Annotated in this window: 25 protein-coding genes; 9 read left to right on the top strand and 16 right to left on the bottom strand. The window is 66.7% G+C overall.

Annotated features, from left to right (window positions below):
* Positions 1 to 28: 28 nt before the first annotated feature.
* Together msrB and ACFE7K_RS06840 are read left to right on the top strand one after the other, a co-directional pair.
* Entirely contained in the window at positions 29 to 430 is a 402-nt protein-coding gene (msrB, locus tag ACFE7K_RS06845; RefSeq protein WP_375397431.1) for a peptide-methionine (R)-S-oxide reductase MsrB, read from the top strand.
* Between the two features lie 47 nt (positions 431 to 477).
* Complete coding sequence (locus tag ACFE7K_RS06840; protein WP_375397430.1) at positions 478 to 2631, top strand: transglycosylase domain-containing protein; 2154 nt, start codon at positions 478 to 480, stop codon at positions 2629 to 2631.
* On the opposite strand, the gene ACFE7K_RS06835 is transcribed toward ACFE7K_RS06840, so the two are convergent.
* The 3 genes from ACFE7K_RS06835 to ACFE7K_RS06825 are packed head-to-tail and all read right to left on the bottom strand — an operon-like array spanning position 2607 to position 4305.
* On the bottom strand, positions 2607 to 3293 hold the full coding sequence (locus ACFE7K_RS06835) for a M48 family metallopeptidase (protein ID WP_375397429.1): 687 nt from the start codon (positions 3291 to 3293) through the stop codon (positions 2607 to 2609). The genes ACFE7K_RS06840 and ACFE7K_RS06835 overlap by 25 nt on opposite strands.
* Entirely contained in the window at positions 3290 to 3727 is a 438-nt protein-coding gene (locus ACFE7K_RS06830; RefSeq protein WP_375397428.1) for a YcgN family cysteine cluster protein, read from the bottom strand. Before ACFE7K_RS06830 ends, ACFE7K_RS06835 begins: the two co-directional genes overlap by 4 nt.
* Positions 3724 to 4305, bottom strand: a complete 582-nt coding sequence (locus tag ACFE7K_RS06825; protein WP_375397427.1) for an SCO family protein — start codon at positions 4303 to 4305, stop codon at positions 3724 to 3726. Before ACFE7K_RS06825 ends, ACFE7K_RS06830 begins: the two co-directional genes overlap by 4 nt.
* 68 nt (positions 4306 to 4373) lie before the next feature.
* On the opposite strand from ACFE7K_RS06825, the gene ACFE7K_RS06820 reads away from it, so the two are divergent.
* Positions 4374 to 4985 (top strand): ankyrin repeat domain-containing protein, encoded by a 612-nt coding sequence (locus ACFE7K_RS06820; protein WP_375397426.1) that lies wholly within the window; start codon positions 4374 to 4376, stop codon positions 4983 to 4985.
* Between the two features lie 16 nt (positions 4986 to 5001).
* Positions 5002 to 5484, top strand: a complete 483-nt coding sequence (locus ACFE7K_RS06815; protein WP_375397425.1) for a hypothetical protein — start codon at positions 5002 to 5004, stop codon at positions 5482 to 5484.
* 432 nt (positions 5485 to 5916) lie between these two features.
* Here ACFE7K_RS06815 and rbfA read toward each other — a convergent pair whose 3' ends face one another.
* Genes rbfA through rimP form a run of 8 tightly spaced genes read right to left on the bottom strand, consistent with a single transcriptional unit; the run spans position 5917 to position 12768 of the window.
* Complete coding sequence (gene rbfA, locus ACFE7K_RS06810) at positions 5917 to 6303, bottom strand: 30S ribosome-binding factor RbfA (RefSeq protein WP_375397424.1); 387 nt, start codon at positions 6301 to 6303, stop codon at positions 5917 to 5919.
* 5 nt (positions 6304 to 6308) lie between these two features.
* Positions 6309 to 6683, bottom strand: a complete 375-nt coding sequence (locus ACFE7K_RS06805; RefSeq protein WP_375397423.1) for a helix-turn-helix transcriptional regulator — start codon at positions 6681 to 6683, stop codon at positions 6309 to 6311.
* Positions 6684 to 6691: 8 nt separating this feature from the next.
* Positions 6692 to 6931: a type II toxin-antitoxin system RelE/ParE family toxin gene (locus ACFE7K_RS06800; protein ID WP_375397422.1), complete on the bottom strand. Its 240-nt coding sequence runs from the start codon at positions 6929 to 6931 to the stop codon at positions 6692 to 6694.
* Between the two features lie 57 nt (positions 6932 to 6988).
* Positions 6989 to 9628 (bottom strand): translation initiation factor IF-2, encoded by a 2640-nt coding sequence (infB, locus tag ACFE7K_RS06795; RefSeq protein WP_375397421.1) that lies wholly within the window; start codon positions 9626 to 9628, stop codon positions 6989 to 6991.
* Positions 9629 to 10387, bottom strand: coding sequence for a DUF448 domain-containing protein (locus ACFE7K_RS06790; protein WP_375397420.1), 759 nt, complete (start codon positions 10385 to 10387; stop codon positions 9629 to 9631). It abuts the gene before it with no gap.
* Positions 10368 to 10616, bottom strand: a complete 249-nt coding sequence (locus ACFE7K_RS06785; protein ID WP_375397419.1) for a 4-oxalocrotonate tautomerase family protein — start codon at positions 10614 to 10616, stop codon at positions 10368 to 10370. Before ACFE7K_RS06785 ends, ACFE7K_RS06790 begins: the two co-directional genes overlap by 20 nt.
* Entirely contained in the window at positions 10616 to 12232 is a 1617-nt protein-coding gene (gene nusA / locus ACFE7K_RS06780; RefSeq protein ID WP_375397418.1) for a transcription termination factor NusA, read from the bottom strand. The genes ACFE7K_RS06785 and nusA overlap by 1 nt, the downstream gene beginning before the upstream one ends.
* Complete coding sequence (gene rimP, locus ACFE7K_RS06775; protein ID WP_375397417.1) at positions 12232 to 12768, bottom strand: ribosome maturation protein RimP; 537 nt, start codon at positions 12766 to 12768, stop codon at positions 12232 to 12234. The genes nusA and rimP overlap by 1 nt, the downstream gene beginning before the upstream one ends.
* 174 nt (positions 12769 to 12942) lie before the next feature.
* On the opposite strand from rimP, the gene ACFE7K_RS06770 reads away from it, so the two are divergent.
* Positions 12943 to 14187: a PQQ-dependent sugar dehydrogenase gene (locus tag ACFE7K_RS06770; protein ID WP_375397416.1), complete on the top strand. Its 1245-nt coding sequence runs from the start codon at positions 12943 to 12945 to the stop codon at positions 14185 to 14187.
* Here the strand turns inward: ACFE7K_RS06770 and ACFE7K_RS06765 are convergent.
* From ACFE7K_RS06765 to ACFE7K_RS06750, 4 genes are all read right to left on the bottom strand, one after another.
* Positions 14177 to 14686 carry an AAA family ATPase gene (locus ACFE7K_RS06765; RefSeq protein WP_375397415.1) on the bottom strand — a complete coding sequence of 170 codons (510 nt, stop codon included), beginning with the start codon at positions 14684 to 14686 and terminating at the stop codon, positions 14177 to 14179. The genes ACFE7K_RS06770 and ACFE7K_RS06765 overlap by 11 nt on opposite strands.
* A gap of 35 nt (positions 14687 to 14721) precedes the next feature.
* Positions 14722 to 16083, bottom strand: a complete 1362-nt coding sequence (locus ACFE7K_RS06760) for a DEAD/DEAH box helicase (RefSeq protein ID WP_375397414.1) — start codon at positions 16081 to 16083, stop codon at positions 14722 to 14724.
* A gap of 197 nt (positions 16084 to 16280) precedes the next feature.
* Complete coding sequence (locus ACFE7K_RS06755) at positions 16281 to 16634, bottom strand: hypothetical protein (protein WP_375397413.1); 354 nt, start codon at positions 16632 to 16634, stop codon at positions 16281 to 16283.
* Positions 16635 to 16711: 77 nt separating this feature from the next.
* The gene (locus ACFE7K_RS06750; RefSeq protein ID WP_375397412.1) at positions 16712 to 17605 is read right to left on the bottom strand and encodes a hypothetical protein; all 894 of its coding nucleotides are present in this window, start codon (positions 17603 to 17605) and stop codon (positions 16712 to 16714) included.
* A gap of 454 nt (positions 17606 to 18059) precedes the next feature.
* Between ACFE7K_RS06750 and ACFE7K_RS06745 the strand changes: the two genes are divergently transcribed.
* Positions 18060 to 19064, top strand: a complete 1005-nt coding sequence (locus tag ACFE7K_RS06745; protein WP_375397411.1) for a fumarylacetoacetate hydrolase family protein — start codon at positions 18060 to 18062, stop codon at positions 19062 to 19064.
* A gap of 50 nt (positions 19065 to 19114) precedes the next feature.
* On the opposite strand, the gene ACFE7K_RS06740 is transcribed toward ACFE7K_RS06745, so the two are convergent.
* Entirely contained in the window at positions 19115 to 19339 is a 225-nt protein-coding gene (locus tag ACFE7K_RS06740; protein WP_375397410.1) for a hypothetical protein, read from the bottom strand.
* Between the two features lie 151 nt (positions 19340 to 19490).
* Between ACFE7K_RS06740 and ACFE7K_RS06735 the strand changes: the two genes are divergently transcribed.
* The 3 genes from ACFE7K_RS06735 (at position 19491) to ACFE7K_RS06725 (ending at position 23321) form a co-directional block, all read left to right on the top strand.
* The gene (locus tag ACFE7K_RS06735) at positions 19491 to 20789 is read left to right on the top strand and encodes a 3-methyl-2-oxobutanoate dehydrogenase (2-methylpropanoyl-transferring) subunit alpha (protein ID WP_375397409.1); all 1299 of its coding nucleotides are present in this window, start codon (positions 19491 to 19493) and stop codon (positions 20787 to 20789) included.
* Between the two features lie 130 nt (positions 20790 to 20919).
* The gene (locus tag ACFE7K_RS06730; RefSeq protein ID WP_375397470.1) at positions 20920 to 21924 is read left to right on the top strand and encodes an alpha-ketoacid dehydrogenase subunit beta; all 1005 of its coding nucleotides are present in this window, start codon (positions 20920 to 20922) and stop codon (positions 21922 to 21924) included.
* A 5-nt stretch (positions 21925 to 21929) separates the two neighbouring features.
* Positions 21930 to 23321: a dihydrolipoamide acetyltransferase family protein gene (locus ACFE7K_RS06725; protein ID WP_375397408.1), complete on the top strand. Its 1392-nt coding sequence runs from the start codon at positions 21930 to 21932 to the stop codon at positions 23319 to 23321.
* Positions 23322 to 23472 lie beyond the last annotated feature (151 nt).

Below are 23472 nucleotides of genomic sequence, written 5' to 3'. Positions count from 1 at the left end.
GGAGCCCGGCCCCACGATTTCAGCCGCCATGGAACACCTGTCCCTATCCGAAACCGAATGGCGCAAGCGCCTGACCCCCGATCAGTTCCACGTATTGCGGGAGGCGGGGACCGAACGCGCCTTTACCGGACGGTATAACGACAACAAGGCCGACGGCATCTATGCCTGCGCGGCGTGCAAGCTCGACCTGTTCGACAGCGTCGACAAATATGATTCGGGATCGGGCTGGCCCAGCTTCACCCAGCCGGTCGCCGAGGATCACGTCGTCAACCATTCGGACACCAGCCACGGCATGGTCCGTACCGAAAGCCGTTGCGCGCGATGCGACAGCCATCTCGGCCATGTCTTTCCCGACGGACCGCCGCCCACCGGGCTGCGTTACTGCATGAATTCGGTCAGCCTGGACTTCCGCCCGCGCGAAAGGGCCTGAGAGTCTTGTCCACCGTGGGTTAACCCTCTATCGATCAGGCCATCCCGATGGCCGTCGCTGCACCCAAAACCGTGCCGAAATGGCGCCGCTGGCTGGTTCTCTTCCTGCGGCTGGGCGTGGTCGCGGCCTTGCTTGGCATCATCGCGCTGGTCGTCGCGGTCTATGTCGCGCGTGCGCAGCTGCCGAGCTACGACGAACTGAAGGCATCGCCCAACGGCCAGATGATCCGCGTCCATGCCGCCGACGGGCGGGTGATCGTCTCGCTCGGGCCCAGCTATGGCGAGTGGCTGACCTATGATCAGATCCCCGCCGTGATGCGCGACGCGATGGTCGCGGTCGAGGATCGCCGGTTTCGCCAGCATCCCGGGGTCGACCCGATCGGCATCGCCCGGTCGCTGGAGGTCCGCGTGACCAACGGCCATTGGACGCAGGGCGGATCGACCATCACCCAGCAGCTGGCGCGCAACATCTTCCTGTCGTCGACCAAAAAATTCGGCCGAAAATTCCGCGAAATGATCCTGGCGTTGGCGATGGAACGGGCGTTTAGCAAGGAACAGATCCTCGAGCTTTATCTAAACAAGGTATATTTCGGCGGCGGCGCCTATGGAATTGATGCAGCTGCGCGAAAGTTCTTTGGTCATGGCGCCGACCAGCTTACGCTATCCGAGGCTGCAATAATCGCCGGATTGGTGAAGGCCCCCTCGCATTACTCGCCCACTGCGGACGCCGAAGCCGCGGTCGGGCGCGCCGGCGTCGTCATCAAGCTGATGAAGGACACGGGCAAGATCACGTCCGCGCAAGCCGCCGCCGCCGACCCTAAAAGCGTTAAGTTGGCCGAGGAACCCAAGCAGAACAGCGTGCGCTACTTCACGGACTGGGTGTTGCCTCAGCTGGACACGCTGATCGACGAACCGTCCCGCCCGCTGGAGGTCTATACGACGCTCGACCTCGGCATGCAGGAAGCCGCCGATGCCGCGATCGGCGCGAATGCCCCCAAGGGTGCGCAAGGCGCATTGATCAGCCTCGACCGCGACGGCGCGATGCGCGCGATGGTCGGCGGCAAGGACTATGTCTCGTCGATCTACAACCGGTCGGTGACGGCGGTGCGGCAGCCGGGGTCGTCATTTAAATTATTCGTCTACCTCGCCGCGCTGGAAGCGGGGCATAAACCCGCGGATCGCGTCGTCGACGAGCCGGTGACGATCAACGGCTGGAGCCCGCGCAACTCATCGGGGGCCAATCGCGGCGAAATGGATATCCGCACCGCCTTTGCCTATTCAGTCAACACCATCGCCGCCAAGCTGGGCCAGGAAGTGGGCTTTTCGACGGTCGCTGACATGGCGCGACGATTCGGCATCAGCACGCCGATCTCGGTCGTGCCGTCGATGGTGCTGGGGTCGAGCGACGTCCGCCTGATCGACATGACGCGCGCCTTCGCCTCGGTCGCCAGCAAGGGGATCGCGGTCACGCCCTATGGCATCACCAAGGTGACCGCGATGGGCGAGACCATCTACAGCCACGAGGTCGATCGCAGCCGCGTGCTGGTCGCGCCCTATGTCGCCGCCGAGATGACCGACCTGCTGCAGACGGCGGTCAGTACCGGCACCGGCCGGGCGGCGCAGATCGGGCGCCCGGTCGCCGGCAAGACCGGCACGACCAGCTCGAACAAGGACGGCTGGTTCCTCGGTTTCTCGTCGGGACTGACGACGGGCATATGGATGGGCCGCGACGATGCGCGCGCGATCCCCGGGCTGCAGGGCGGCACCGCCCCGGCCAGGGCATTTGCCGCCTTCATGAAGGTTGCCGTGTCCGGCCGGCCCGTCGAACAGTTCGATACGCAGGTCACCCTCCCAGATTGGCAGCTCGACAATTCGGAAGGCTTTGGCGAGCCCGACAACGGCGTGTTCGTCGATCCCGACGGCAATCCGGTGACCCCTGACCAGATGGAGGCGCCGCGCGACGATCCGGCCCCGCCGGGAGACGATCGGGAAGCACAGCCCGCGCCCGGCGACGGCGACACCAATGGCCGCACCGACGAGAAGCTCGACCGCCGCTGGCTGGACCGCATATTGGGCAATGAGCGGCGTCCGTCCGTCACCGGCGGATCGGGAACGCCGCCTGCCGAGGCCGATCGGGGCCGCCCGGATCCAGTCGACCGCCCTCCCCGTACGCCGGTTCAGGAATCGCGCCCGAACCAGTGAAGCGCGGCACCGTGGCGACGCAGCCAGGCGCGCGACACGGCCGGGTCTTCCCCCAGCAGCGCGCGCACCTGGGCGTGGAAGGCGGGCGAATGGTCCATATGTACCCGATGCGCGACCTCATGCGCGACGGTCGCGCGGCGGACGAAGACGGGGGCGAGGATCAACCGCCAGCTATAGCGGATGACGCCGTTCGCCGCACAGCTGCCCCAGCGCCCCTTGGGATCGCCGATGGCGACGCGGGCGACAGTCACCCCCGCGCCGCGCGCCGCATATTCCGCCGTTTCGCGCGATAGCGTCGCCAGGGCATGACGTTTGAGCCACGATTCGATGCGGCGGGCCACGCCATCGCGCGGGCCCCCACAGACCAGCAGTCCGTCATGCCCGTTCAGGCTGACGATCCGCGGCCGCTCCGCCGACCAGTCGACGATCGTGTCGACGCCCCCGATCGGCAGCACCGCGCCAGGCACGAACGGCCGCGCCGCCGGCATCGCGGCCTGCTGGCGTTCGATCCAGCCGCGTTGTTCCTCGACCCAGGCCAGCGCTCGTTTCAGCGAAGCGCGCGGCGGCAGCGTCAGCCGCACGCACCCGCTGGCAGCATCGACCCGCAACCGCAGGCGCCGCGCGCGCGCGTTGCGGACGACCTGGACCCCGGCGGAGGTCACAGCTGGCGATCGACGATATGGTGCTCGAAATCGTCGCCGACATCGTTCTCGCTGACCGTCCAGCCGCGCGTCGACTGGCCCGCTTCATGGACCGCCTCACGGTCTCCACTCACCAGGTAATGCCAGTCGGGCAGCGGACGCCCTTCGGCGCGGAGGCGATAGGCACAGGTCGACGGCAACCATTCGATCGTGTCCACGGTGCGCGCGGTCAGCCGCACGCAATCGGGAACGAACGCGCGGCGGTTGCGGTAATCCCGGCACTGGGCAGTGCGGCGGTCGAGCAGCTTGCAGGCGATGTTGGTCGGATAGACCTGGCCGGTCTCGTCATCCTCCAGCTTGTGGATACAGCATTTGCCGCACCCGTCGCACAGTGCCTCCCACTGGCCGCGATCAAGCTGCGCCAGGGTCTTGGTCTCCCAGAAACGGTCGGTCATTGCACCCAGCGCTCGAGTTCCGCCACCACGCCGTCGGCCGTGCCGTCGACCGGCAGTAGCGCGATCGGCTTGCCATCCGGCCCCATCAGATAGGCGGCGCGGCTATGGCTTACCATATACCCGCCACCGGGGGTCTTGTCGCCCTTGGCATAATAGACGCCGTAGGCGTCTGCCGCCTGCTTGATCGCCGCCGGCGTGCCGGTCAGCCCGACGAACCGCGGATAAAAAGCGCGGACGAAGGTCTTGACCACCACCGGCGTGTCGCGGTCGGGATCAACCGAGACGAACACCGGCACGATTCGCGCGGCGACGGCGGGCCGGTCCTTTTCCAGCGTGCGCATCGCCGCACCGATCGCCTGGACGTCGGTGGGGCAAATGTCGGGACAATAGGTATAGCCGAAATACATGATCCGGTACTTGCCGGCGAACGCCGCATCCGTGACCGGCCGCCCGTCCTGGTCGATCAGCGCGAACGGGCCGCCGATCTTCGCCCCCTCCAGCGGGGGGCGCGCCACCTGCTGCGGCGTGCACGCAGGGACCGCCAGGATCATCAGCGGCAGGACGACCACACGAAACATGACTGCGCCTTGATCTTTCCCCCCGCAATGCGCAAGTCTGGCCCACGCCTAGGTTTCGGGAAAGTCACATGGCCGCTCGTTCTGTTCGCCTCGCGCTGATCGGCGCGCTGGCGCTTGCCTCGACTCCGCTGGCGGCTCAACTGGGCGGTGTCGGATCGCCAAGCTATCGTTTCCTGAAGGCGGTCCGTGACGCCAAGGGCAATGACGTGACCCAGATGCTGAAGGAGCCCGGATCCCGCCTGATCGACACCACCGACCAGGATACCGGCGAGACCGCATTGCACATCGTCGTCAGGCGCGGCGACGCCCGCTGGGCCGGCTTTCTGTTGAGCGAAGGCGCGAATCCGAATATCCGCGACCGCAAGGGCGACACCCCGCTGCTCGCCGCGGTCGACGGCGGCTGGGACGGGTTGATCGGCGTGCTGACGGATGCCAAGGCCAATCCCAACATCGCCAACGGATCGGGCGAGACGCCGCTGATCCGTGCCGTCCAGCGCCGCGACCTGGGCATGGTCCGCGACCTGATCGCCGCCGGGGCCGATCCCGACCAGGCCGACATCATCGCCGGCAAGTCGGCGCGCGCTTATGCCAAGGAAGACCCGCGCGCCGGCCCGATCGCCAAGCTGTTCGCCGAGACGCCGGTCAAGGTGAAGCGGTCGGTGTCAGGCCCGACGCTGTAAACCGAAGGCAGCGGCAATGCGCGGCGGCATCTGGGTCCTCGGCTTCTTCGCGGCCTTGTGGAGCATTGCCGGCATCCTGGTCGAAGGGCTGTCTCCGGCATGGGCTGTATTGCCGGTAGCTGTGTCGGTCGGCCTGCTGGTCTGGGCCAGCCGGCAATCCTATCCGGATGAAGGCGGTTCGGCGCGCAACGTCGGTCGTCTCGTCGGCATCTGGAGCGCGATCCAGGGCGTGGCGATGTTCGTGACGGCGAACGTGCTGGTCAACATGGATCGGTTCTGGGCGGTGATCCCAGCGTGCGTGATCATCGTCGGGCTGCACTTCCTGCCGCTCGCCCGGGGCATCCCGGTGCGGCTCTACTACGCGACCGGCGCGGCGATGATCGCGATCGGCACGATCGCGCTGGTGGCGCCGGCCTGGCACCTGCCGCTGGCGACGGGGCTAGGCGCGAGCATCGTGCTTTGGCTGAGCGTCATCGGGCTGGTGCGGCAGGCGCGCTAATGATGGGCAAAGCGGCGCAAGTCATTCACCTGACCTCGCTTATGGAAATCGGGCTGGGCCTGCGTAGCTTCCCTAGCTCATCACTAGAGACAGAGATCTGAAAGGCAGGAAATTAGGCAATGGATTAAACACCGGCTCACCTGTACCCGGTCGCTTTGATCCAGGATCGGTATCGCGGCACGTATAGTGGCGGGCCATGGATCGCAATAGGAAACGCCGACGGGCCGATCGGGCCCACTGGTCAGTCGCGGGTCGATTGGGCAATTGGCGACAATGGACCATCCGGGTGCGACACAGAAGCAAGCGATTTCTGGTGCGACCCGCCGCAATGGATGAGCGTAGGTTCGACGCCGGATGAGGCACTTGCTTCGCTGATCAAGCAGGGCTTGGGTCAATAATATTCTCGCCGGCACGGGCGCGTTCGACGCTGGCTTACTCTTCCAGATCCCGCGCGACGTCGGGCTGGCGGAGCAGGGCGTCGATATGGCTGCCCTCGTCGAAGCTTTCGTCGGCCAGGAACTTCAGCTTCGCGGCGTATTTCATCTTCACGCGATGCGCGACCTCGCGCTGGATATAGGCGGTGTTGGTGCGCAGCGCCTTCAGCACCGCTTCCTCGTCCTTGCCCAGCAGCGGCTTCACGAACGCCGTCGCATGGCGCAGATCGGGCGACATGCGCACCTCGGTCACCGAGACCATGTGCCGCGCGAGCGTCTCGTCATGCACGTCGCCGCGCTGGAGGATCTCGGACAGGACATGCCGCACCTGCTCGCCGACGCGCAGCAGGCGGACGGAACGGGTCTCGGGGGCTTCTAGGCGCAAAGCGATCAGCTGCCCTGCATGATATCGTCGATGGAGACGCGCAATTCGTTAGCGATCGCGCGCCACACGTGCGCCGAACCTGCGCTCCTGCCACGCTCGATGCTTGAAATCGTCATCTTGCCCGTCCCGGCTGCGGTGCCGAGTTCGGTCTGGCTGAGGCCGCGATATTCGCGCCAAACCTTGAGCGCATTTTCGCCAGCCAAAAGACGATCCACCATTTCCGACGGAAGATATTCTTCGCCGTCCTGCCGCCGCTGCTCTGCTGCAAGCGCCGCCATCGCATCTGCCTTTTCTTCGGCGATGTCGATCAGGCGATCATAGTCGGCGACGGGCAGGATCGCCATCTTCTGCCCGGAAATTTCAACAATCTGAACGGTCATGGCATCACCTAATATACCGATCCGCGCGGCGCGATCTCATCGATCCAGAGTACGCCATTTTCGATCCGGAAGATGACGCGCCAGTCCTGGACGCGCAACCTATACTCCGATCTCCCCTGCAATCGCCTCACATTTCTGTTTTGCGAAAGCGGCTCGGCCTCAAGATCGTCGATCTTGGATCGGATCAAGGCTCCCTTGTGCGAACGAGCGAGAGCCTTTGCGGCCGAGGAAGAAAAACGGATTTCCACCGGCAAACACTATCGGTCGCTGTGTCGATGGCAATGCATCTACACAGCGATGATGGATCACAGCGTCCTTTCGCGCATCTCGACTTCGTAGGTCTCGAGGAAGTCGCCCGCCTTGATGTCGGTGAAGTTCTGCGTGAAGGTCACACCGCATTCCAAGCCCGCGCGCACCTCCGCCACGTCGTCCTTGAAGCGGCGGAGCGATGCGATCTCGCCCTGGTAGATGATGACGTCCTCCCGCGTGATACGCGCCTTGAGCGCCTTTCTGATGACCCCGTCGGTGACCAGCAGGCCCGCCGCCTTGCCGTGCTTGCCGGCCGAGAACACCTCGCGGATTTCGGCGCGGCCGACGACCGTCTCGAATGCCTCGGGTCCGAGTTCACCCGCCATGCCGGCGCGGATTTCGTCGGTAAGTTCATAGATCACGTCGTAATATTTGAGCGCGACCTTCTGGCGGTCGGCGATCTCGCGCGCCTTGGCGTTGGCGCGGACGTTGAAGCCGATGATCGGCGCACCCGACGCACCCGCCAGCGTCACGTCGCTCTCGGTGACGCCGCCGACGCCCGCATGGAGCACGCGCGCCTTGATCAAATCGGTCGAGATCTTGTTGATCGCGCCGACGATCGCCTCGACCGTCCCTTGCGTATCCGCCTTGACCACCAGCGGGTATTCGATCGCCTGCTTCTCCTTCAGGGCGGAGAACATCGAATCGAGCGTCGCCGGCGCCGAGGTGGTTCGCTTTTCCAGCAGCACGCTCTGGCGGTATTCGGCGACCTCGCGCGCGCGCGCCTCGCTGTCGACCACCTGCAGCGGATCGCCGGCCGACGGCACGCCCGACATGCCGAGCACCTCAACCGGCATCGACGGCCCGGCTTCCTTGATCTGGCGGCCCTTGTCGTCGATCAGCGCGCGGACCTTGCCGCTTTCGGCGCCGATGACGAACACGTCGCCGACCTTCAACAGGCCGCGCGTGACCAAGACGGTGGCGACCGGGCCGCGGCCCTTGTCGAGCTTGGCCTCGATCACCGTGCCGTCGGCGCCGCGATCGGGATTGGCGCGCAATTCGAGCAGGTCGGCCTGGATCTGGATCTTCTCGATCAGATCGTCGAGCCCGGTCTTCTTGAGCGCCGACACCTCTACATCCTGGGTCTCGCCGCCCATCTCCTCGACCTGCACGTCATGTTCGAGCAAGCGCTCGCGGACCCGCTGCGGGTTGGCCTCGGGCTTGTCGACCTTGTTGATCGCGACGATCATCGGCACGCCCGCCGCCTTGGTATGGTTGATCGCCTCGATCGTCTGCGGCATCAGCCCATCGTCCGCCGCCACCACCAGCACGACGATGTCGGTGACGTTGGCGCCGCGCGCGCGCATCTCGGTGAACGCCTCGTGGCCCGGCGTGTCGAGGAAGGTGACCTTCGACTTGTCCTTCAGCGTCACCTGATAGGCGCCGATATGCTGGGTGATGCCCCCGGCCTCTCCCCGCACCACGTCGGTGCCGCGCAGCGCGTCGAGCAGGCTGGTCTTGCCGTGATCGACATGGCCCATGATCGTGACCACCGGCGGGCGCGGCTGGAGCGTCGCATCGTCGTCGACGTCATGCTCGACCGCCAGATCGATGTCGCTGTCGGCCACGCGCACGATGTTGTGGCCGAATTCGGTCACCAGCAATTCGGCGGTGTCCTGGTCGATCGTCTGCGTCATGGTGACGGGCATCCCCATCTTGAACAGCGTCTTGACCAGATCCGCGCCTTTTTCCGCCATGCGGTTGGCGAGCTCCTGCACGGTGATCGCCTCGGGCACCTGGACGTCGCGCACCTGCTTGGCCTGCGCCTCGCGCGGGCCGCCCATTCGGCGGTGTTCCTTTTCGCGGGCACGCTTCAAGGCGGCGAGGCTGCGGGCGCGGGCGCCGTCATTGTCGCCCAGCGCGCGATTGACGGTCAGCTTGCCGCCGCGCCGCTCGTCGCCCTTGCGGTCGCGCTGGCCGGGACGACTGGCGGATGCCGCATCGGGACGGCGCGGCGTTGCGGCACCCGTGCCGGTCGGCACCGCGCGCGCCGACGGCGTGGCTTCCGCCGCGGGGGCGGGCGGCGGGGCAGGCGTTACCGGCTCGGCCGGCCTGGCCGGCGCCTGGCGGACAACGGGCGTGAAGCGTCGCGGGGCCGGTATCGACGGATCGAGCACGAGTCCCGCCGGCTCGGCGGGCGCCGGCGCAGGCTCCGGGCTCGCCGTTTCGACCGGCGCGGGAGCGGTCGGCTCGGCTGTCGCAGGCTGGCCGTTCTGACGCGCGCGTTCCTCGATCCGGCGGCGCTCTTCCTCGACGGCGGCGGCACGTCCGGCATCCTCACGACGGCGCGCATCCTCCAGCGCGCCCATGCGCTGTTCCTCCGCCTCGCGCAGCAGCTTGGTCTGGCGTTCCTGCGGCGACAAATTGCTGACGGGCGCGCGTACCGGCGCAGGCGCGGCCGGATCGGGCTGGCGCGGCTGCGGAGCCGCCGGTGCCGGAGCGCTGTCCTCGACCACGGGCGCGTCGGCCGGGCCGGCGGCGGGACCGAGCACGCGGCGACGCTTGACCTCGACCACGACGGTGTTCGACCGGCCGTGGCTGAAGCTCTGCTTCACCTTGCCCGTCTCGACCGTACGTTTCAGCCCCAGCGGCTGGCGCATCCCGAGTTTCGGCTTGTCGTTGTCGGTCTCGCTCACTCAATATCCTTCAGTCGCGTCGTCTTCGGCCATGCCGACCGCGCCGGGAAGCGCCGATGCGCCTTGCGGGGCCGTTTCGCAAGGCTTCAGGTCAGGTTCGGGGCCGATAAACTGCAGCCAGCGGTCGAGCGCATCGCGCACCCGCCGAGCCGCATCGGGATCGGTCATGGCGACGTGTACCACATTTTCGCGGCCCAGCGCCAAGCCCAATATGGTACGTCCGACCGGCAGCGCCAAGCCCCTGTCGCCCGATCCCTCGCGCGCGCGACCGACGCGGAGCGCCTGGTCCAGCTTGCGCGTGCCGTCGGCGCCGGCATCGGCCGCATGCAGCAGCAGATGCGCCTTGCCGGACCGCGCCGCCGCCTCGATCCGCTCGGCCCCCGTGACCAGCCGCCCGGCGCGCGCCTCCAGCCCCAGCCGGTCGAGCGCCGCGCGCTGCAACTGGTCGGCGACCCGCTGGCCGAGATCGGCCGGGACGACGATCGCGCCCGACCTGAACGACCGCGCCAGCGCGCCCTTTAGCTTGCCCTTGGCGACCGCGACATCAAGCGCGATCCGCCCGACCCCGATCCACGCGCCGCGCCCTGGCGCCTTGGCGCGCACGTCGGGCAGCACCTCACCGTCCGGCGACAGCGCGAGGCGGATCAGCGATCCCCGCGGCTCGCGATCACCCGACAGGATGCACTTGCGGACCGGGACGTTCCCGCCCGGCCCCGTCCCGGTGGTTACACCATCGCTCTCATCGGGAAGAGGCCGCATCTGCGTCTCCCCGTCCGGTCGAGGACACTTCGGTCGAGGGCGCGTCGCGGTCGACGATCAGGACGCCGCCGGCGCCGTAATTCTCGGTGCGCACTTCCTCGATCACGATCTGCACCGCGACCGGGTTCTTCCCCAGCCGCTCGACAAGCGACCTGGTCACGTCGGCCACGATCGCCGACTTCTGGTCCTTCGTGGCGGTGCCCGAAATGCGGATGGAGACGAACGGCATCAGGCGTCGTCGCCCGCCGGCGCGGTTTCGTCTTCGTCGGCAAACCAATGCGCGCGCGCGGCCATGATGATCTCGTTGCCCTGTTCTTCCGACAGGCTGTATTCGGCGAGCACCCCGCCCTTGTCCTCGGGCCGCTTGGGCGCATCCTCGTTGCGGCGGCGCGGTTCCTGGCGCTTTTTCTGCACCAGTTCGTCGGTCGCCAGGTCGGCGAGGTCGTCTAGCGTCTTGATCCCGGCCTTGCCGAGGGTGACCAGCATCGCCTCGGTCAGATAGGGGATCGCGGCGAGATCGTCGGACACGCCGAGCCCCTTGCGCAATTCGCGGTTGGCGGCATCGCGCCGCTCCAGCGCCTCGACCGCGCGGCTCTGCAATTCCTGGCCGAGATCCTCGTCGAAACCCTCGATCCCGGCAATCTCGTCAAGCTCGACATAAGCGACCTCCTCCAGCGCGCCAAAGCCCTCGGCGACGAGCAATTGGGCGAGCGTCTCGTCGACGTCGAGTTCGTTCTGGAACATCTCGGTCCGCTCGACGAATTCGCGCTGGCGCTTCTCGCTCGCGTCCTGCTCGGTCAGGATGTCGATCGCCTTGGCGGTCAGCTGCGAGGCGAGGCGGACGTTCTGCCCGCGCCGGCCGATCGCGAGGCTCAGCTGGTCGTCGGGCACCACCACCTCGATGCGGTCCTCCTCCTCGTCGATCACGACGCGCGACACGCTGGCGGGCTGGAGCGCGTTGACGACGAACGTCGCGGTGTCGGGCGACCAGGGGATGATGTCGATCTTCTCGCCCTGCATTTCCTGCACGACGGCCTGCACACGGCTGCCCTTCATGCCGACGCACGCGCCGACGGGATCGATGCTGCTGTCGTGGCTGATGACGCCGATCTTCGCGCGCGAACCCGGATCGCGCGCGGCCGCCTTGATCTCGATGATGCCGTCGTAGATCTCGGGCACTTCCTGCGCGAACAGCTTCTTCATGAAATCGGGGTGCGCGCGGCTGAGGAAGATCTGCGGCCCGCGATTTTCGCGGCGGACGTTGAGGATCAGCGAGCGGATGCGGTCGTTGACGCGCACCACCTCGCGCGGGATCTGCGCGTCGCGGCGGATGACGCCCTCGGCACGGCCCAGATCGACGACGATGTGGCCGAACTCGACGCGCTTCACCACGCCGGTGATGATCTCGCCCATGCGGTCCTTGAATTCCTCATACTGGCGCTCGCGCTCGGCATCGCGGACCTTCTGGAAGATCACCTGCTTGGCGGCCTGCGCGGCGATGCGGCCGAATTCGATCGGCGGCAGCGGATCGACGATATAGTCGCCGATGACGGCGTCCTTCTGGAGCTTCTGCGCTTCCTTCAGGTTCACCTGCTTGAAATAATCGTCGACCGCCTCGACCACCTCGACCACGCGCCACAGCCGCAGGTCGCCGGTGGTCGGATCGAGCTTGGCGCGAATGTCGTTCTCGGCACCATAGCGCGCACGGGCGGCGCGCTGTATCGCATCCTCCATCGCCTCGATGACGATGCCCTTATCGATCATCTTCTCGGTCGCGACCGAATTGGCGATCGCGATCAGCTCGGCGCGGTTGGCGGTGACGCCAGAGGTTCCCGGGGTGGCCATCAGTTCGTTTCCTCTTCCTCAAATTCCTCATCCGCGCCCTCGGCCGAAAGCGGGACGGTTGCCCTGATCAGCTTGTCGGTCAGCACCAGCTTGGCGTCGACGATGCGGGCCAGCGGCAGGGCCGCGACAATGCCGTCGCGCGCCGTGATCAGCACATCGCCCTGCGCGTCGAGGCCGGCCAGATCGCCCTTGAACTGCCTCTGCCCCCCGACCGGCTCGGCCAGCACGATGCGCGCCTCGTGCCCTGCCCAGTCGGCGAAGTCCTTCCGTCGTGTCAGCGGCCGGTCGATGCCGGGCGAGGAAACTTCCAGTCGATACGCCTCATCGATCGGATCGACCGCGTCGAACCGGTCCGAGATACGCCGCGACAAGGCGGCGCAATCGTCGATCGTCAACTGGCGCGTGTCGGGCCGCTCCGCCATCACCTGGAGCGTCCGATCGTCGCCCTTGCCGAACAGCCGCACGCGCACGAGGTCAAAGCCCAGGGCCTGCGCCTCGGGCTCGATCAAGGCGGTCAGTCGGGCGATGTCGGCCACGGGACCCTTTCAAATGGACAGGCAGGATCGGCGCCGGAACCGAAGGCTCCGACCTCTTCACCTCAGGATGTAGAGAATGGCCGCAGATATAGCCGGCTCGCGGCGCGCTGGCAAGCGGGCAACTTGGCGCATTGCGGCGCGTTGGGTATGCAACAAAATGCAAGGATACCGACGATGACATGGCGCTCCTTTCTCCTGCTCGTCGCGGTCGTCGGCAGCGCGTGTTCCGCGCCGGGCGATACCGGCAGCGCCGCGGCGCAAGGCAAATCGGGCGTGCCGCGCAACTCCCCGCTCGAACCCGACATCAGGAACGTCCCCGCGACCACCGGCCGCGCCAACGTTGCGCCGACGACCTCGCCCTTCGCGGTGGCGACGATCGGGAGCTTCGTCGAGCCGTTCGCGATGGCGTTCCTGCCCGACGGCGGACTGATGGTGACGGAGAAAGCCGGGCACCTCAAGCTGCGCGACACGGCCGGCAACGTCGTCGAGGTTGCCGGCATCCCCGCCGTCGCGGTGGGCGGCCAGGGCGGGCTGCTCGACATCGCGGTCGCGCCGGACTTTGCGGCGAGCCGGACGATCTATTGGACCTATGCCGAGCCGGGCAATGGCGGCAGCGCACTGGCATTGGCAAAGGCCATGCTGAAGCTCGATCATGTCGTGTGCGTGCGCGCGCCCTGCCCGGCGCGGGCGCATCTGGAAAACCTGCAGGTGATCTGGCGATCGGGGTCGAACGGGCCCGGCGGGCAGTTCGGCGCGATCGTTACCTTCGCGCCGGACGGCAAGTCGCTGTTCCTGACGTCGGGCGAACGCCAGCGCTTCACGCCGGCGCAGGACCCCAAGCAGGCACTGGGCAAGATTCTGCACCTGATGCTCGACGGCAAGGCGGCGCCTGGCAACCCGATGTACGCCAAGGGCGGGGTGGAGGCGATGACCTGGAGCACCGGCCACCGCAATCCCTATGGCCTGGTGTTCACCCCCGACGGGCGGCTGTGGGAAGAGGAGATGGGCCCGCGCGGCGGCGACGAGGTCAACCTGATCCTGCCGGGCCGCAACTATGGCTGGCCGATCGTCTCCAACGGCGACAATTATTCGGGCCAGCCGATCCCCGATCATCCCAGCCGCCCCGATCTGGAAGCGCCCAAATTGTGGTGGAACCCGGTAATCTCGCCAGGCGGCATGATCTATTACTCAGGGGCGATGTTCCCCGATCTGAAGGGCAGCCTGCTGATCGCGGCGCTGTCCGGCGAGGCGCTGGTCCAGGTCAAGCCGGCAGGCGATGCCGCGACGGCGGGCGCGGTGTGGCCGATGGGGACACGCATCCGCGACGTGGCGCAGGCGCCTGACGGCGCAATCTGGCTGCTCGAGGATGACGAGCGGGGAGCGGGCGGCAAGCTGCTCCGGCTGACGCCTAAGAAGTAACGCGGACTCCGTCCATCGCCGCCATTTCGGCGGCGGTCGGCGGCTCCCACATCGTTTCGACGAAATCGAACATCTCGCGGGTGACGGCGAAATCGAGCTGCGCGGCAGAGGCATCGCGGTTGCGCGCCTCGGTACGACGCCACCGCTCATCCGCGCCGACATCGATGAAATGCAGCCGCGCCGCCAGGCCGGCCGCGCGGGCGAGGTCGGCAAACCGGGAGCGTAACGCGGCCGTCGTCAGGCCGAGTTCCAGGATCACCGGCACGCCGCGCCGAGCGATCGCAGTCGCCGTGCTCCAGATCGCCATCGAACAGCGCTCGATCCGCTCGATCGCCCAGACCGGGTCGGCCGGTTGCGGCGAATCCATCCAGAACAGCGCCGACATCCACTCGTCGATCGAGAAGCGAACGGCGCCGATCCGGTCGGCCAATGCAACGGCGTAGATAGTCTTGCCCGCGCCCGTCGAGCCGGTGACGAAATGGACAAGCGGCGCGGACATCAAGTCGCCGGAAAAGCGCGGTCGATCGAAAGGCATCAGCCGGCCGCGGAGGTCCGGGCACCACCCTGGCCGCCGCGACCGCCGCGGCGACGCCCGCCGCCGCCGGGTCCGCTGCGGCCGCGATGACCGCCGGCGGTGGGCGCCGCGGCATGCGTCGCGCGCGGCGGGCGCACGCCGCGGGGGCCACGCGGACGCTCCTCGCGCGGCGCGGGATCGTTGCCGATCGCCTTGGCGCGCGCCGACGTCAGCCGCGCGGCCTCGGCCAGGAAACCCTCGGGCAGGGCGCGCAACGGCACCTTCTGGCGCGTCACCTTCTCGATGTCGCGCAGATAGGGCCGCTCGTCATCGGCCACGAAGCTGATCGCGATACCCGCCGCGCCGGCGCGCGCGGTGCGACCGATGCGATGGACATATTGCTCGGGCACGTTGGGGATCTCGAAATTGACGACATGGCTGACCCCCGACACATCGATGCCGCGCGCGGCGATGTCGGTGGCGACCAGGATGCGCACCTCGCCCGACTTGAACGCGGCCAGCGCCTTCTCGCGATTGGCCTGGCTCTTGTTGCCGTGGATCGCGGCGGCGGCGATGCCGTTCCCGCCGAGCAGCCGGACGACACGGTCGGCACCGTGCTTGGTGCGGGTGAAGACCAGCGCACGCTCAATCGCTGGATCGCTCAGCGTCATCGTCAGCAGCGCCTGCTTTTCCGACTGGTTGACGAAGGTCGCATATTGATCGACACGCTCGGCGGTGGTCGCCGCCGGCCTGATCGAGACGGTCGAGGGGTTACGCAGGAACTGGTCCGCCAGCTCGCGGATCGACGCCGGCATCGTCGCCGAGAAGAACAACGTCTGACGATCGCGCGGCACCATTCGCACGATCTTCTTGAGCGCGTGGATGAAGCCCAGGTCGAGCATCTGGTCGGCCTCGTCGAGAACCAGCGTCTCGATCAGGCTGAGGGTGACGAAACGCTGCTCGACCAGGTCGAGCAGGCGGCCGGGCGTCGCCACCAGGATGTCGACGCCGCGGCTCATGTCCTGGCGGTTCTTGTTGATGCTGGTGCCGCCGAACACGGTCGCTACCGAGATACGGCTGAACTTGCCGTACTCGCGCGCGCTGTCGGCGATCTGGCTGGCGAGCTCGCGAGTGGGGGCGAGGACGAGCATCCGGCAATGCGTCGGAAGCACGCGCTTGCCTGCCTCGACCAGCCGCTGGATCGAGGGCAGGACGAAGGCGGCGGTCTTGCCGGTACCGGTCTGGGCGATGCCGAGCAGGTCGGTGCCTTCGAGGACGGTCGGGATCGCCTGTTCCTGGATCGGGGTGGGCGTGACATAGCCCTTGGCCTCGAGCGCGCGGACGAGCGGCTCGGCCAGGCCGAGATGAGCGAATTTGGTCATGAAACTCTTTTCAAAATGCCTCGCGTACAGCCGATATGGCCACACGGGCGGCGGGGATGGAATGACACCCCGCGTGACTTGGGAAGCCTGTCGCTAACGACCGAGACGGAGCCTGGACCTTGCGGGTCCGATCACGCTGCATACGCCTCGATGCGCGACCAGATGCTCGCTGCGTTGCAAAAAGTCAAGGACGTTCCTCAATAGGCGCAGACGGAGAAGTCCGCACCGACCCAGCAGGCCCCGTCCCTGCGCGAGCGCTTGGCGTCACCCCAGCGTGAATTGGCGCCCGCCCCGGTCAGGCCACTGACCTGCCCCTCGCCGTCGGGATCGACATAGACGGTGATCATCATGATGCCGGAAATCAGGAACCTGCCGCGCATCGGCTTCAGTGTGAAGGTGCCGCCCTTTCCGGCCGAATAGCTGCACGGTCCCTTGTAGCTGGCATCGGCCGTTCGGATCACGCACCGCGCGACCTTGGCGGAGGCTGGCGCGGACAGCGACAGCGCGACTGTGGCGACGACGGCGGTCAGGATGGCTTTGACCAGCATCATAAGCGACTTTCCCTTGCATCGAACGCCATGACATTATGAACGGGCCGGCGGCCGGACGCGGCCGATACGCATCGTCATCATCGGCGTGCCTGCTTGCGTACGGCATCGCCGATCGCCCCTCGCTGCTGGTCGGAAGAAAGGTTGGCGTCGGTGCGATAGAGCGCCGTCAGAAATGCCTGGTCGGCCGGCGTCAGACCGGCGGGACCGGCACGACCCGCATCGCGCGCGGCAAACATTGCCATGATGCTGTCGCTGTCGGCGAAGTTGGCGTCGATCCGTGGCTGGGCGAACGTCACCATCGCCAGATAATCGGCGAGTTGCGTCCACTTGATCCCGCCCAGCTTGCTTTCGTCCACAACGATCAGCGCCGCGACCGTGTTCTCGCGCGTGCGCGCCATGATGCGCGAGGCTGGGATGCTGCTTGGCGAGGCATCCGTCGCCAAGCCGGCGCCGTTACGGTCGACGGCACCGGCTCGCTGCCCGTCGGCGTTTGTTGTCGCATTGATCGCGAACCATCGGATCGGGCGCGGGGCAAGGTAACGCGCGATCTGCTTGCGCGGCGGCAGACCATAGGAATCGACGTCGCTGATGAGCGCGGGGACCGCATCGACGATCTCGGCGGTGAACTTGTCGGCCTGGCCAGTAAAGGCGATCACCGTGTTGGGCGTACATTTGGGAGGCGTCTGATACGATACGCCCAGCCTGCCGGCGAGCGCGGCGATGCGATCGCCGACCGTCCGCTCGCGTTCGGGCCAAAGGCCGACGATCCGCACGCAAAGGCGCCCGTTCCAGCGCGCGAGCTGGCGGCCGTCCTTGTCGGATGCGAGCGAACGGACGAAGGTCTCGACATCCTTGTCGCGGCGCCCGCGCACGACGATGTCGTCCGACGGTATCTTGCTGTCCTGCGCCGTGGCGGGGACGGCAAGCGCCAAGCCGGCGATGGCGGCGAGGGTCAGTTTCACTGCGGTCATGATCGGCTCCATGGCGGCAGGCGAGCAAATCACGAAATAGCGATCCAGGCAAGGTCGCGGCAGCCGGCCGGGTGAGCCGATACCGTGTCGCGGCCAGCGCGCGCCCGGTTGTTCCGGAGCATCACTCTCCTGCGGACCCAATTGCCTTGAGTTCTCTGCCGGCCGCGACCCGATACCGATAATAACAATCAGGCGATAGGACAATCAATACAAGCAAGCACGGAGCAATTGACCTGACTTATTAAATTATGCTGCATGGCACAATGATTTCGATTATATTGCGGTGCAACGACAAAATATCCGATGCATTGCCTACAAATAAAATAATATCGATTGCCGCTTTGAAAACGGTTTTCCGCCGTCATAGTGCAAAATCCTGACCAGAACCGAGCATCGCTTCCGGTTTGCCACTGGCGTCGGCATCGCTATGGTCGCGCGAAGTGAAGGAGCGCGCATGAAACTGGCCAGCCTGAAGCACGGACGCGACGGCAGGCTCGTCGTGGTGTCGAGCGATCTCGCCTGGTACGCCGATGCGGGGCATATCGTGCCCACGTTGCAAGGCGCCCTGGACGACTGGGACCGGCTGGCCCCCGCGCTGGAGAACCTGGCCACCGATCTCGACCATGCGGTGATTCCGCGCGATCGCTTTCACGAACATGACGCCGCCGCGCCGCTGCCGCGCGCCTATCAATGGGCGGACGGCTCGGCCTATGTGAACCATGTCGCGCTGGTGCGGCAGGCGCGCGGCGCGGAGATGCCCGACAGTTTCTGGCACGATCCGCTGATGTACCAGGGCGGTAGCGATGCGTTCCTGGGGCCGCGCGATCCGATCCCGTTGGCCGACGAGGCCTGGGGCTGCGACCTGGAGGCAGAGATCGTCGTGGTAACCGGCGACGTGGCGCAGGGCGCCGGCCGCGACGACGCGCTGGCCGCGATCCGGCTGGTCGGCCTGACCAATGACGTGTCGTTGCGCAACCTGATCCCGGGCGAACTGGCCAAGGGGTTCGGCTTCTTCCAGTCGAAGCCCGCCAGCGCCTTCTCGCCGGTGTTCGTCACGCCCGACGCGCTCGGCGGCTGGTGGCGGGGCGGCAAGCTGCACCGCACGCTGATGGTCGACCTGAATGGACAGCCGTTCGGCCGCGCCGAGGCGGGCGAGGACATGACCTTCGATTTCGGCACACTGGTCGCGCATGCCGCCAAAACGCGGACGCTTGGCGCGGGCACGATCATCGGCTCTGGGACGGTGAGCAACCGCGATGCCGGGGGCGGTCCGGGCAAGCCGGTTGCCGCAGGCGGCGTCGGCTATTCGTGCCTGGCCGAGCTGCGTACGGTCGAGACGATCGCCGGGGGTGCCGCGACCACACCGTTCCTGAAGCGCGGCGACACCGTCCGGATCTGGGTGGAGGACGACCGCCACCATCCGGTGTTCGGGGTGATCGAGCAGATTGTGGGGGGCTGAGCGGCGAATTGCCATGGGCGCCCGGGGAATGGCGGCAAATCCGCGAAAGCTCAGCGTCCGATCAGTACCTCGCCGGCATAATCGACCATCGCCACCAACGTGCGCGGGCCTTTCACGACGTTGCGCAGCGCCAGTGCGATCAGGCCATAAGCGGCGTAAAGCACCAGCCACGGCAGCATGAACACCGCCGCAATCAGCAGGGCGGGCGCGCCGACGACTCGGTGCAACGCCCGCGGACGGGCGGGCCTGGCGCGAACGGGCGGTGCCATGAACATGATACATTTCCTTCGTGCTCTGGTGTCTCCCCAAAAGGTTAACCGACGGTAAGTGCCCGCATGCTGGTCAACCCGGCTCAAATTTCCTACTCAGGCACCCATCGGCCAATCCCGGCGTTTGTCGGGACTTGGCAGCCTGTCGAAAGAATCCATGTCCAGCGATCCACCATCGGCGACACCCGCAAGCAATCTGCCACCGCTGGCGCTGCACGTTCCCGAACCACGTTTTCGTCCTGGGGACGCGGTCGATTTCGCGGAGGTGGAGATCCCCGTCGCCGACGCCGCGCGCCGCCCCGACACCACGGCACCGGCGCGGGAATGCGGCGATCTCGCTTACGGCCTGATCCGCGTCCTCGACGACGAGGGCGGGGCGGTCGGTGCCTGGAACCCCCGGCTCAAATCGGATTTGCTGCGGCGCATGCTGCGCAGCATGACGCTGGTTCGTGCATTTGACGAGCGGATGTTCCGCGCCCAGCGCCAGGGCAAGACCAGCTTCTACATGAAATCTACCGGTGAGGAGGCGGTTGCGGTTGCCGCCGCCTTCGCGCTGCAACGCGACGACATGTGCTTCCCCAGCTACCGCCAGCAGGGCCTGCTGATCGCGCGCGACTGGTCGCTGGTCGACATGATGAACCAGATCTATTCGAACCGCGCCGATCGGCTGTCGGGCAAGCAATTGCCGATCATGTATTCGGTGCGTGACGCCGCATTCTTCTCGATCTCGGGCAACCTCACCACGCAATATCCGCAGGCGGTCGGCTGGGCGATGGCATCGGCGGCGAAGGGCGACACGCGGATCGCGGCGACCTGGTGCGGCGAAGGATCGACCGCCGAGGGCGACTTCCATTCGGCGCTGACCTTCGCCACGGTCTATCGCGCGCCGGTGATCTTCAACGTCGTCAACAACCAATGGGCGATATCGAGTTTTTCGGGCTTTGCCGGCGCCGAGGCGACGACCTTTGCGGCGCGCGCGATCGGTTACGGCATTGCCGGCCTGCGCGTCGACGGCAACGATGCGCTGGCGGTCTATGCCGCGACCGAATGGGCGGCCGAGCGCGCCAGGACCAACCGGGGCCCGACGCTGATCGAGCATTTCACCTATCGCGCGGAAGGACATTCGACCTCGGACGATCCGACCCAATATCGTTCCGCCGGCGAGCCCAACGCCTGGCCGCTGGGCGATCCGATCGGGCGGCTGAAGGCGCACCTCATTTCACTTGGCGAATGGGACGAGGATCGCCATGCCGCGCAGGACCTGGCCGTCGCCGAACAGGTCAGGGCCGCGCAGAAGGAAGCCGAGAAGAACGGCATCCTCGGCCACGGCCTGCACCAGCCGCTCGACACGTTGTTCGACGGCGTGTTCGAGGAAATGCCGTGGCACTTGCGCGAACAGCAGGAGCAGATGATCGCGGAAGAGCAGGCAAGCGGCCGGCCATGGGCACGGAAGTGAACCGAACATACCCCGTCGCCCCGGCGCAGGTCGGGGCCGTTGCGTGTCGGGCGGCCCGCGCGCCAAGCAACCCGGCGGCCCCGGCCTGCGCCGGGGCGACGGGAGGGGGGCGATGACCGATTCAACCCGGATGAACATGATCCAGGCGATCAACTCCGCGCTCGACGTGGCGATGGCGCGCGATCCCGACGTCATCGTGATGGGCGAGGATGTCGGCTATTTCGGCGGCGTGTTCCGCGCCACCGCGGGCCTCCAGCAGAAATACGGCAAGACGCGCGTATTCGACACGCCGATCACCGAATGCGGCATCATCGGCGTGGCGGTGGGGATGGGCGCCTATGGCCTGCGTCCCGTTCCCGAAATCCAGTTCGCCGACTATATCTATCCCGCGCTCGACCAATTGGTCAGCGAGGCGGCGCGGCTGCGCTATCGCTCGGCCGGTGAGTTTACCGCGCCGCTGACGGTACGATCGCCGTTCGGCGGCGGCATCTTCGGCGGCCAGACGCACAGCCAGTCGCCCGAGGGTATCTTCACCCATGTATCGGGGGTCAAGACGGTGATTCCCTCGACGCCGTACGATGCCAAGGGCCTGTTGATCGCGGCGATCGAGGACAATGATCCGACGATCTTCTTTGAGCCCAAGCGCATCTATAACGGCCCGTTCGACGGCTATTGGGACCGCCCGGCCAAGAATTGGTCGGCGCATCCGGCAGGCGAGGTGCCGACCGGTTACTACAAGATCGAGCTCGGCACGGCGAACATAGTCCGCGCCGGCGACGCGCTGACGATCCTGGCTTATGGCACGATGGTCCATGTCTGCCTGGGCGTGGTCGAAGAGGCCGGCGTGGACGCCGAGATCATCGATCTGCGCACGCTGGTCCCGCTAGACATCGACGCGATCGAGGCGTCGGTCAGAAAAACCGGCCGCTGCATGATCGTCCATGAAGCGACGCGCACCAGCGGCTTCGGCGCGGAATTGTCGGCATTGGTCCAGGAACGCTGTTTCTACCACCTCGAAGCGCCGATCGAGCGCGTCACCGGGTTCGACACGCCCTATCCGCACAGCCTGGAATGGGCGTATTTCCCGGGTCCGGTGCGGATCGGCGAGGCGCTCAAGAAGATCATGAGGGACTGACCACCATGAGCCGTTTCACGTTCAAGCTTCCCGATATCGGCGAGGGCATTGCCGAGGCCGAGATCGTCGCGTGGCACGTCAAGGTCGGCGACCCGGTGGTCGAGGACCAGCGGATCGCCGACATGATGACCGACAAGGCCACGGTGGAAATGGAATCGCCGGTCACCGGGACCGTGGCCGCGCTGGCCGGCGAGGTTGGCGACCAGGTTGCGATCGGCGCGGCGCTGGTGGTCATCGAGGTTGCGGAAGAGGAAGCGCCGGAAGAATCGATGATGGACATCGCTCCCGCCGACCTGCCCGCCGGCGTCGAGGCGACCGAGGTCAAGGCGGCGCCGCTGTCCGGGGCGCAGGAAGAGACCGCCGAGCAATATGAGGCGGAAAATCCCGGCGTGGAAATCCTCCCCGGCACGGCGAGGGGGACCGGCAAAGCCGGTGGAGGCCGCTCGCCGCAAGCCGGTTCGCCCGTGGAAAGCCCCCCCCACCGTCCATCGGATGGCTCCCCTCCCCCTGCCGGGGAGGAGTTGAAAGCCCTCGCCTCTCCCGCGGTGCGACAGCGCGCGAAGGAACTCGGTGTCGATCTTGGCCAAGTGAAAAGCGACGGCGACCGCATCCGCCATGCCGATCTCGACGCATTCCTGCGCTATGGCGCGGGCCAGGGCTATCACGCCCCCCATGCCAGCCGCGCCCGCGATGACGAGACGATCAAGGTCATCGGCATGCGCCGCCGCATCGCCGAGAACATGGCGGCGTCGAAGCGCAACATCCCGCATTTCACCTATGTCGACGAAATCGACGTGACCGCGCTGGAGGCGATGCGCGCCGACCTCAACGCCAATCGCGGCGCCAGCAGGACGGACGGGCGCCCCAAGCTGACGATGCTGCCGCTCATGATCGTCGCGATCTGCCGCTCGCTGCCCGATTTTCCCATGCTCAACGCGCGTTATGACGACGAGGCGAACGTGGTGACGCGGTCTGGCCGGGTCCATCTCGGCATGGCGACGCAGACTGCGGCGGGGCTGACCGTCCCGGTCATTCGCGATGCGCAGGATCGCAACGTCTGGCAATTGGCCACCGAGATCGCCCGCCTGGCCGAGGCGGCGCGCACGAGCAAGCTGGCGCCGGGGGAGATGGGCGGCGGGACGATCACGCTGACGTCGCTCGGTCCGCTCGGCGGCATCGCGACAACCCCTGTCATCAACCGGCCCGAGGTCGCGATCATCGGCCCCAACAAGATCGTCGAGCGCCCGGTATTTGATGGCGACGACATCCGCCGCGCCAAGTTAATGAACCTGTCGATCAGTTGCGACCATCGCGTGGTTGACGGATGGGATGCGGCAAGCTATGTTCAATCACTTAAGCGTTTTATAGAAACTCCGGTCTTGCTGTTTGCCGACTGATCGCGCCGGCGCCAGGACTGATCGCGCTGGCGCCAGGGGCGTGAACTTCTGTGAACTTTGGCGCCACCGCTCGCCTATGTCGCGCTTGTCTTTGGCCCCGCTTGCCCCCATATCTTGTTGGCTACAGTCGCAAATCGACGGTTTTCGGCGC

It is taken from the genome of uncultured Sphingomonas sp., assembly GCF_964244265.1.
GTDB lineage: Bacteria > Pseudomonadota > Alphaproteobacteria > Sphingomonadales > Sphingomonadaceae > Sphingomonas.
The sequence above is the reverse complement of the archived record's forward strand: the minus strand, read 5'-3'. Positions and strand labels throughout refer to the sequence as shown.

Bases quoted from the DNA above. Each gene is read 5' to 3' on its own strand.
- msrB (WP_375397431.1), top strand. From the start codon at position 29: ATGGAACACCTGTCCCTATCCGAAACCGAATGGCGCAAGCGCCTGACC.
- ACFE7K_RS06840 (WP_375397430.1), top strand. From the start codon at position 478: ATGGCCGTCGCTGCACCCAAAACCGTGCCGAAATGGCGCCGCTGGCTG.
- ACFE7K_RS06830 (WP_375397428.1), bottom strand. From the start codon at position 3,727: ATGACCGACCGTTTCTGGGAGACCAAGACCCTGGCGCAGCTTGATCGC.
- ACFE7K_RS06825 (WP_375397427.1), bottom strand. From the start codon at position 4,305: ATGTTTCGTGTGGTCGTCCTGCCGCTGATGATCCTGGCGGTCCCTGCG.
- ACFE7K_RS06820 (WP_375397426.1), top strand. From the start codon at position 4,374: ATGGCCGCTCGTTCTGTTCGCCTCGCGCTGATCGGCGCGCTGGCGCTT.
- ACFE7K_RS06815 (WP_375397425.1), top strand. From the start codon at position 5,002: ATGCGCGGCGGCATCTGGGTCCTCGGCTTCTTCGCGGCCTTGTGGAGC.
- ACFE7K_RS06805 (WP_375397423.1), bottom strand. From the start codon at position 6,683: ATGACCGTTCAGATTGTTGAAATTTCCGGGCAGAAGATGGCGATCCTG.
- ACFE7K_RS06790 (WP_375397420.1), bottom strand. From the start codon at position 10,387: ATGCGGCCTCTTCCCGATGAGAGCGATGGTGTAACCACCGGGACGGGG.
- ACFE7K_RS06785 (WP_375397419.1), bottom strand. From the start codon at position 10,616: ATGCCGTTCGTCTCCATCCGCATTTCGGGCACCGCCACGAAGGACCAG.
- nusA (WP_375397418.1), bottom strand. From the start codon at position 12,232: ATGGCCACCCCGGGAACCTCTGGCGTCACCGCCAACCGCGCCGAGCTG.
- ACFE7K_RS06770 (WP_375397416.1), top strand. From the start codon at position 12,943: ATGACATGGCGCTCCTTTCTCCTGCTCGTCGCGGTCGTCGGCAGCGCG.
- ACFE7K_RS06765 (WP_375397415.1), bottom strand. From the start codon at position 14,686: ATGTCCGCGCCGCTTGTCCATTTCGTCACCGGCTCGACGGGCGCGGGC.
- ACFE7K_RS06760 (WP_375397414.1), bottom strand. From the start codon at position 16,083: ATGACCAAATTCGCTCATCTCGGCCTGGCCGAGCCGCTCGTCCGCGCG.
- ACFE7K_RS06755 (WP_375397413.1), bottom strand. From the start codon at position 16,634: ATGATGCTGGTCAAAGCCATCCTGACCGCCGTCGTCGCCACAGTCGCG.
- ACFE7K_RS06750 (WP_375397412.1), bottom strand. From the start codon at position 17,605: ATGACCGCAGTGAAACTGACCCTCGCCGCCATCGCCGGCTTGGCGCTT.
- ACFE7K_RS06745 (WP_375397411.1), top strand. From the start codon at position 18,060: ATGAAACTGGCCAGCCTGAAGCACGGACGCGACGGCAGGCTCGTCGTG.
- ACFE7K_RS06740 (WP_375397410.1), bottom strand. From the start codon at position 19,339: ATGTTCATGGCACCGCCCGTTCGCGCCAGGCCCGCCCGTCCGCGGGCG.
- ACFE7K_RS06735 (WP_375397409.1), top strand. From the start codon at position 19,491: ATGTCCAGCGATCCACCATCGGCGACACCCGCAAGCAATCTGCCACCG.
- ACFE7K_RS06730 (WP_375397470.1), top strand. From the start codon at position 20,920: ATGAACATGATCCAGGCGATCAACTCCGCGCTCGACGTGGCGATGGCG.
- ACFE7K_RS06725 (WP_375397408.1), top strand. From the start codon at position 21,930: ATGAGCCGTTTCACGTTCAAGCTTCCCGATATCGGCGAGGGCATTGCC.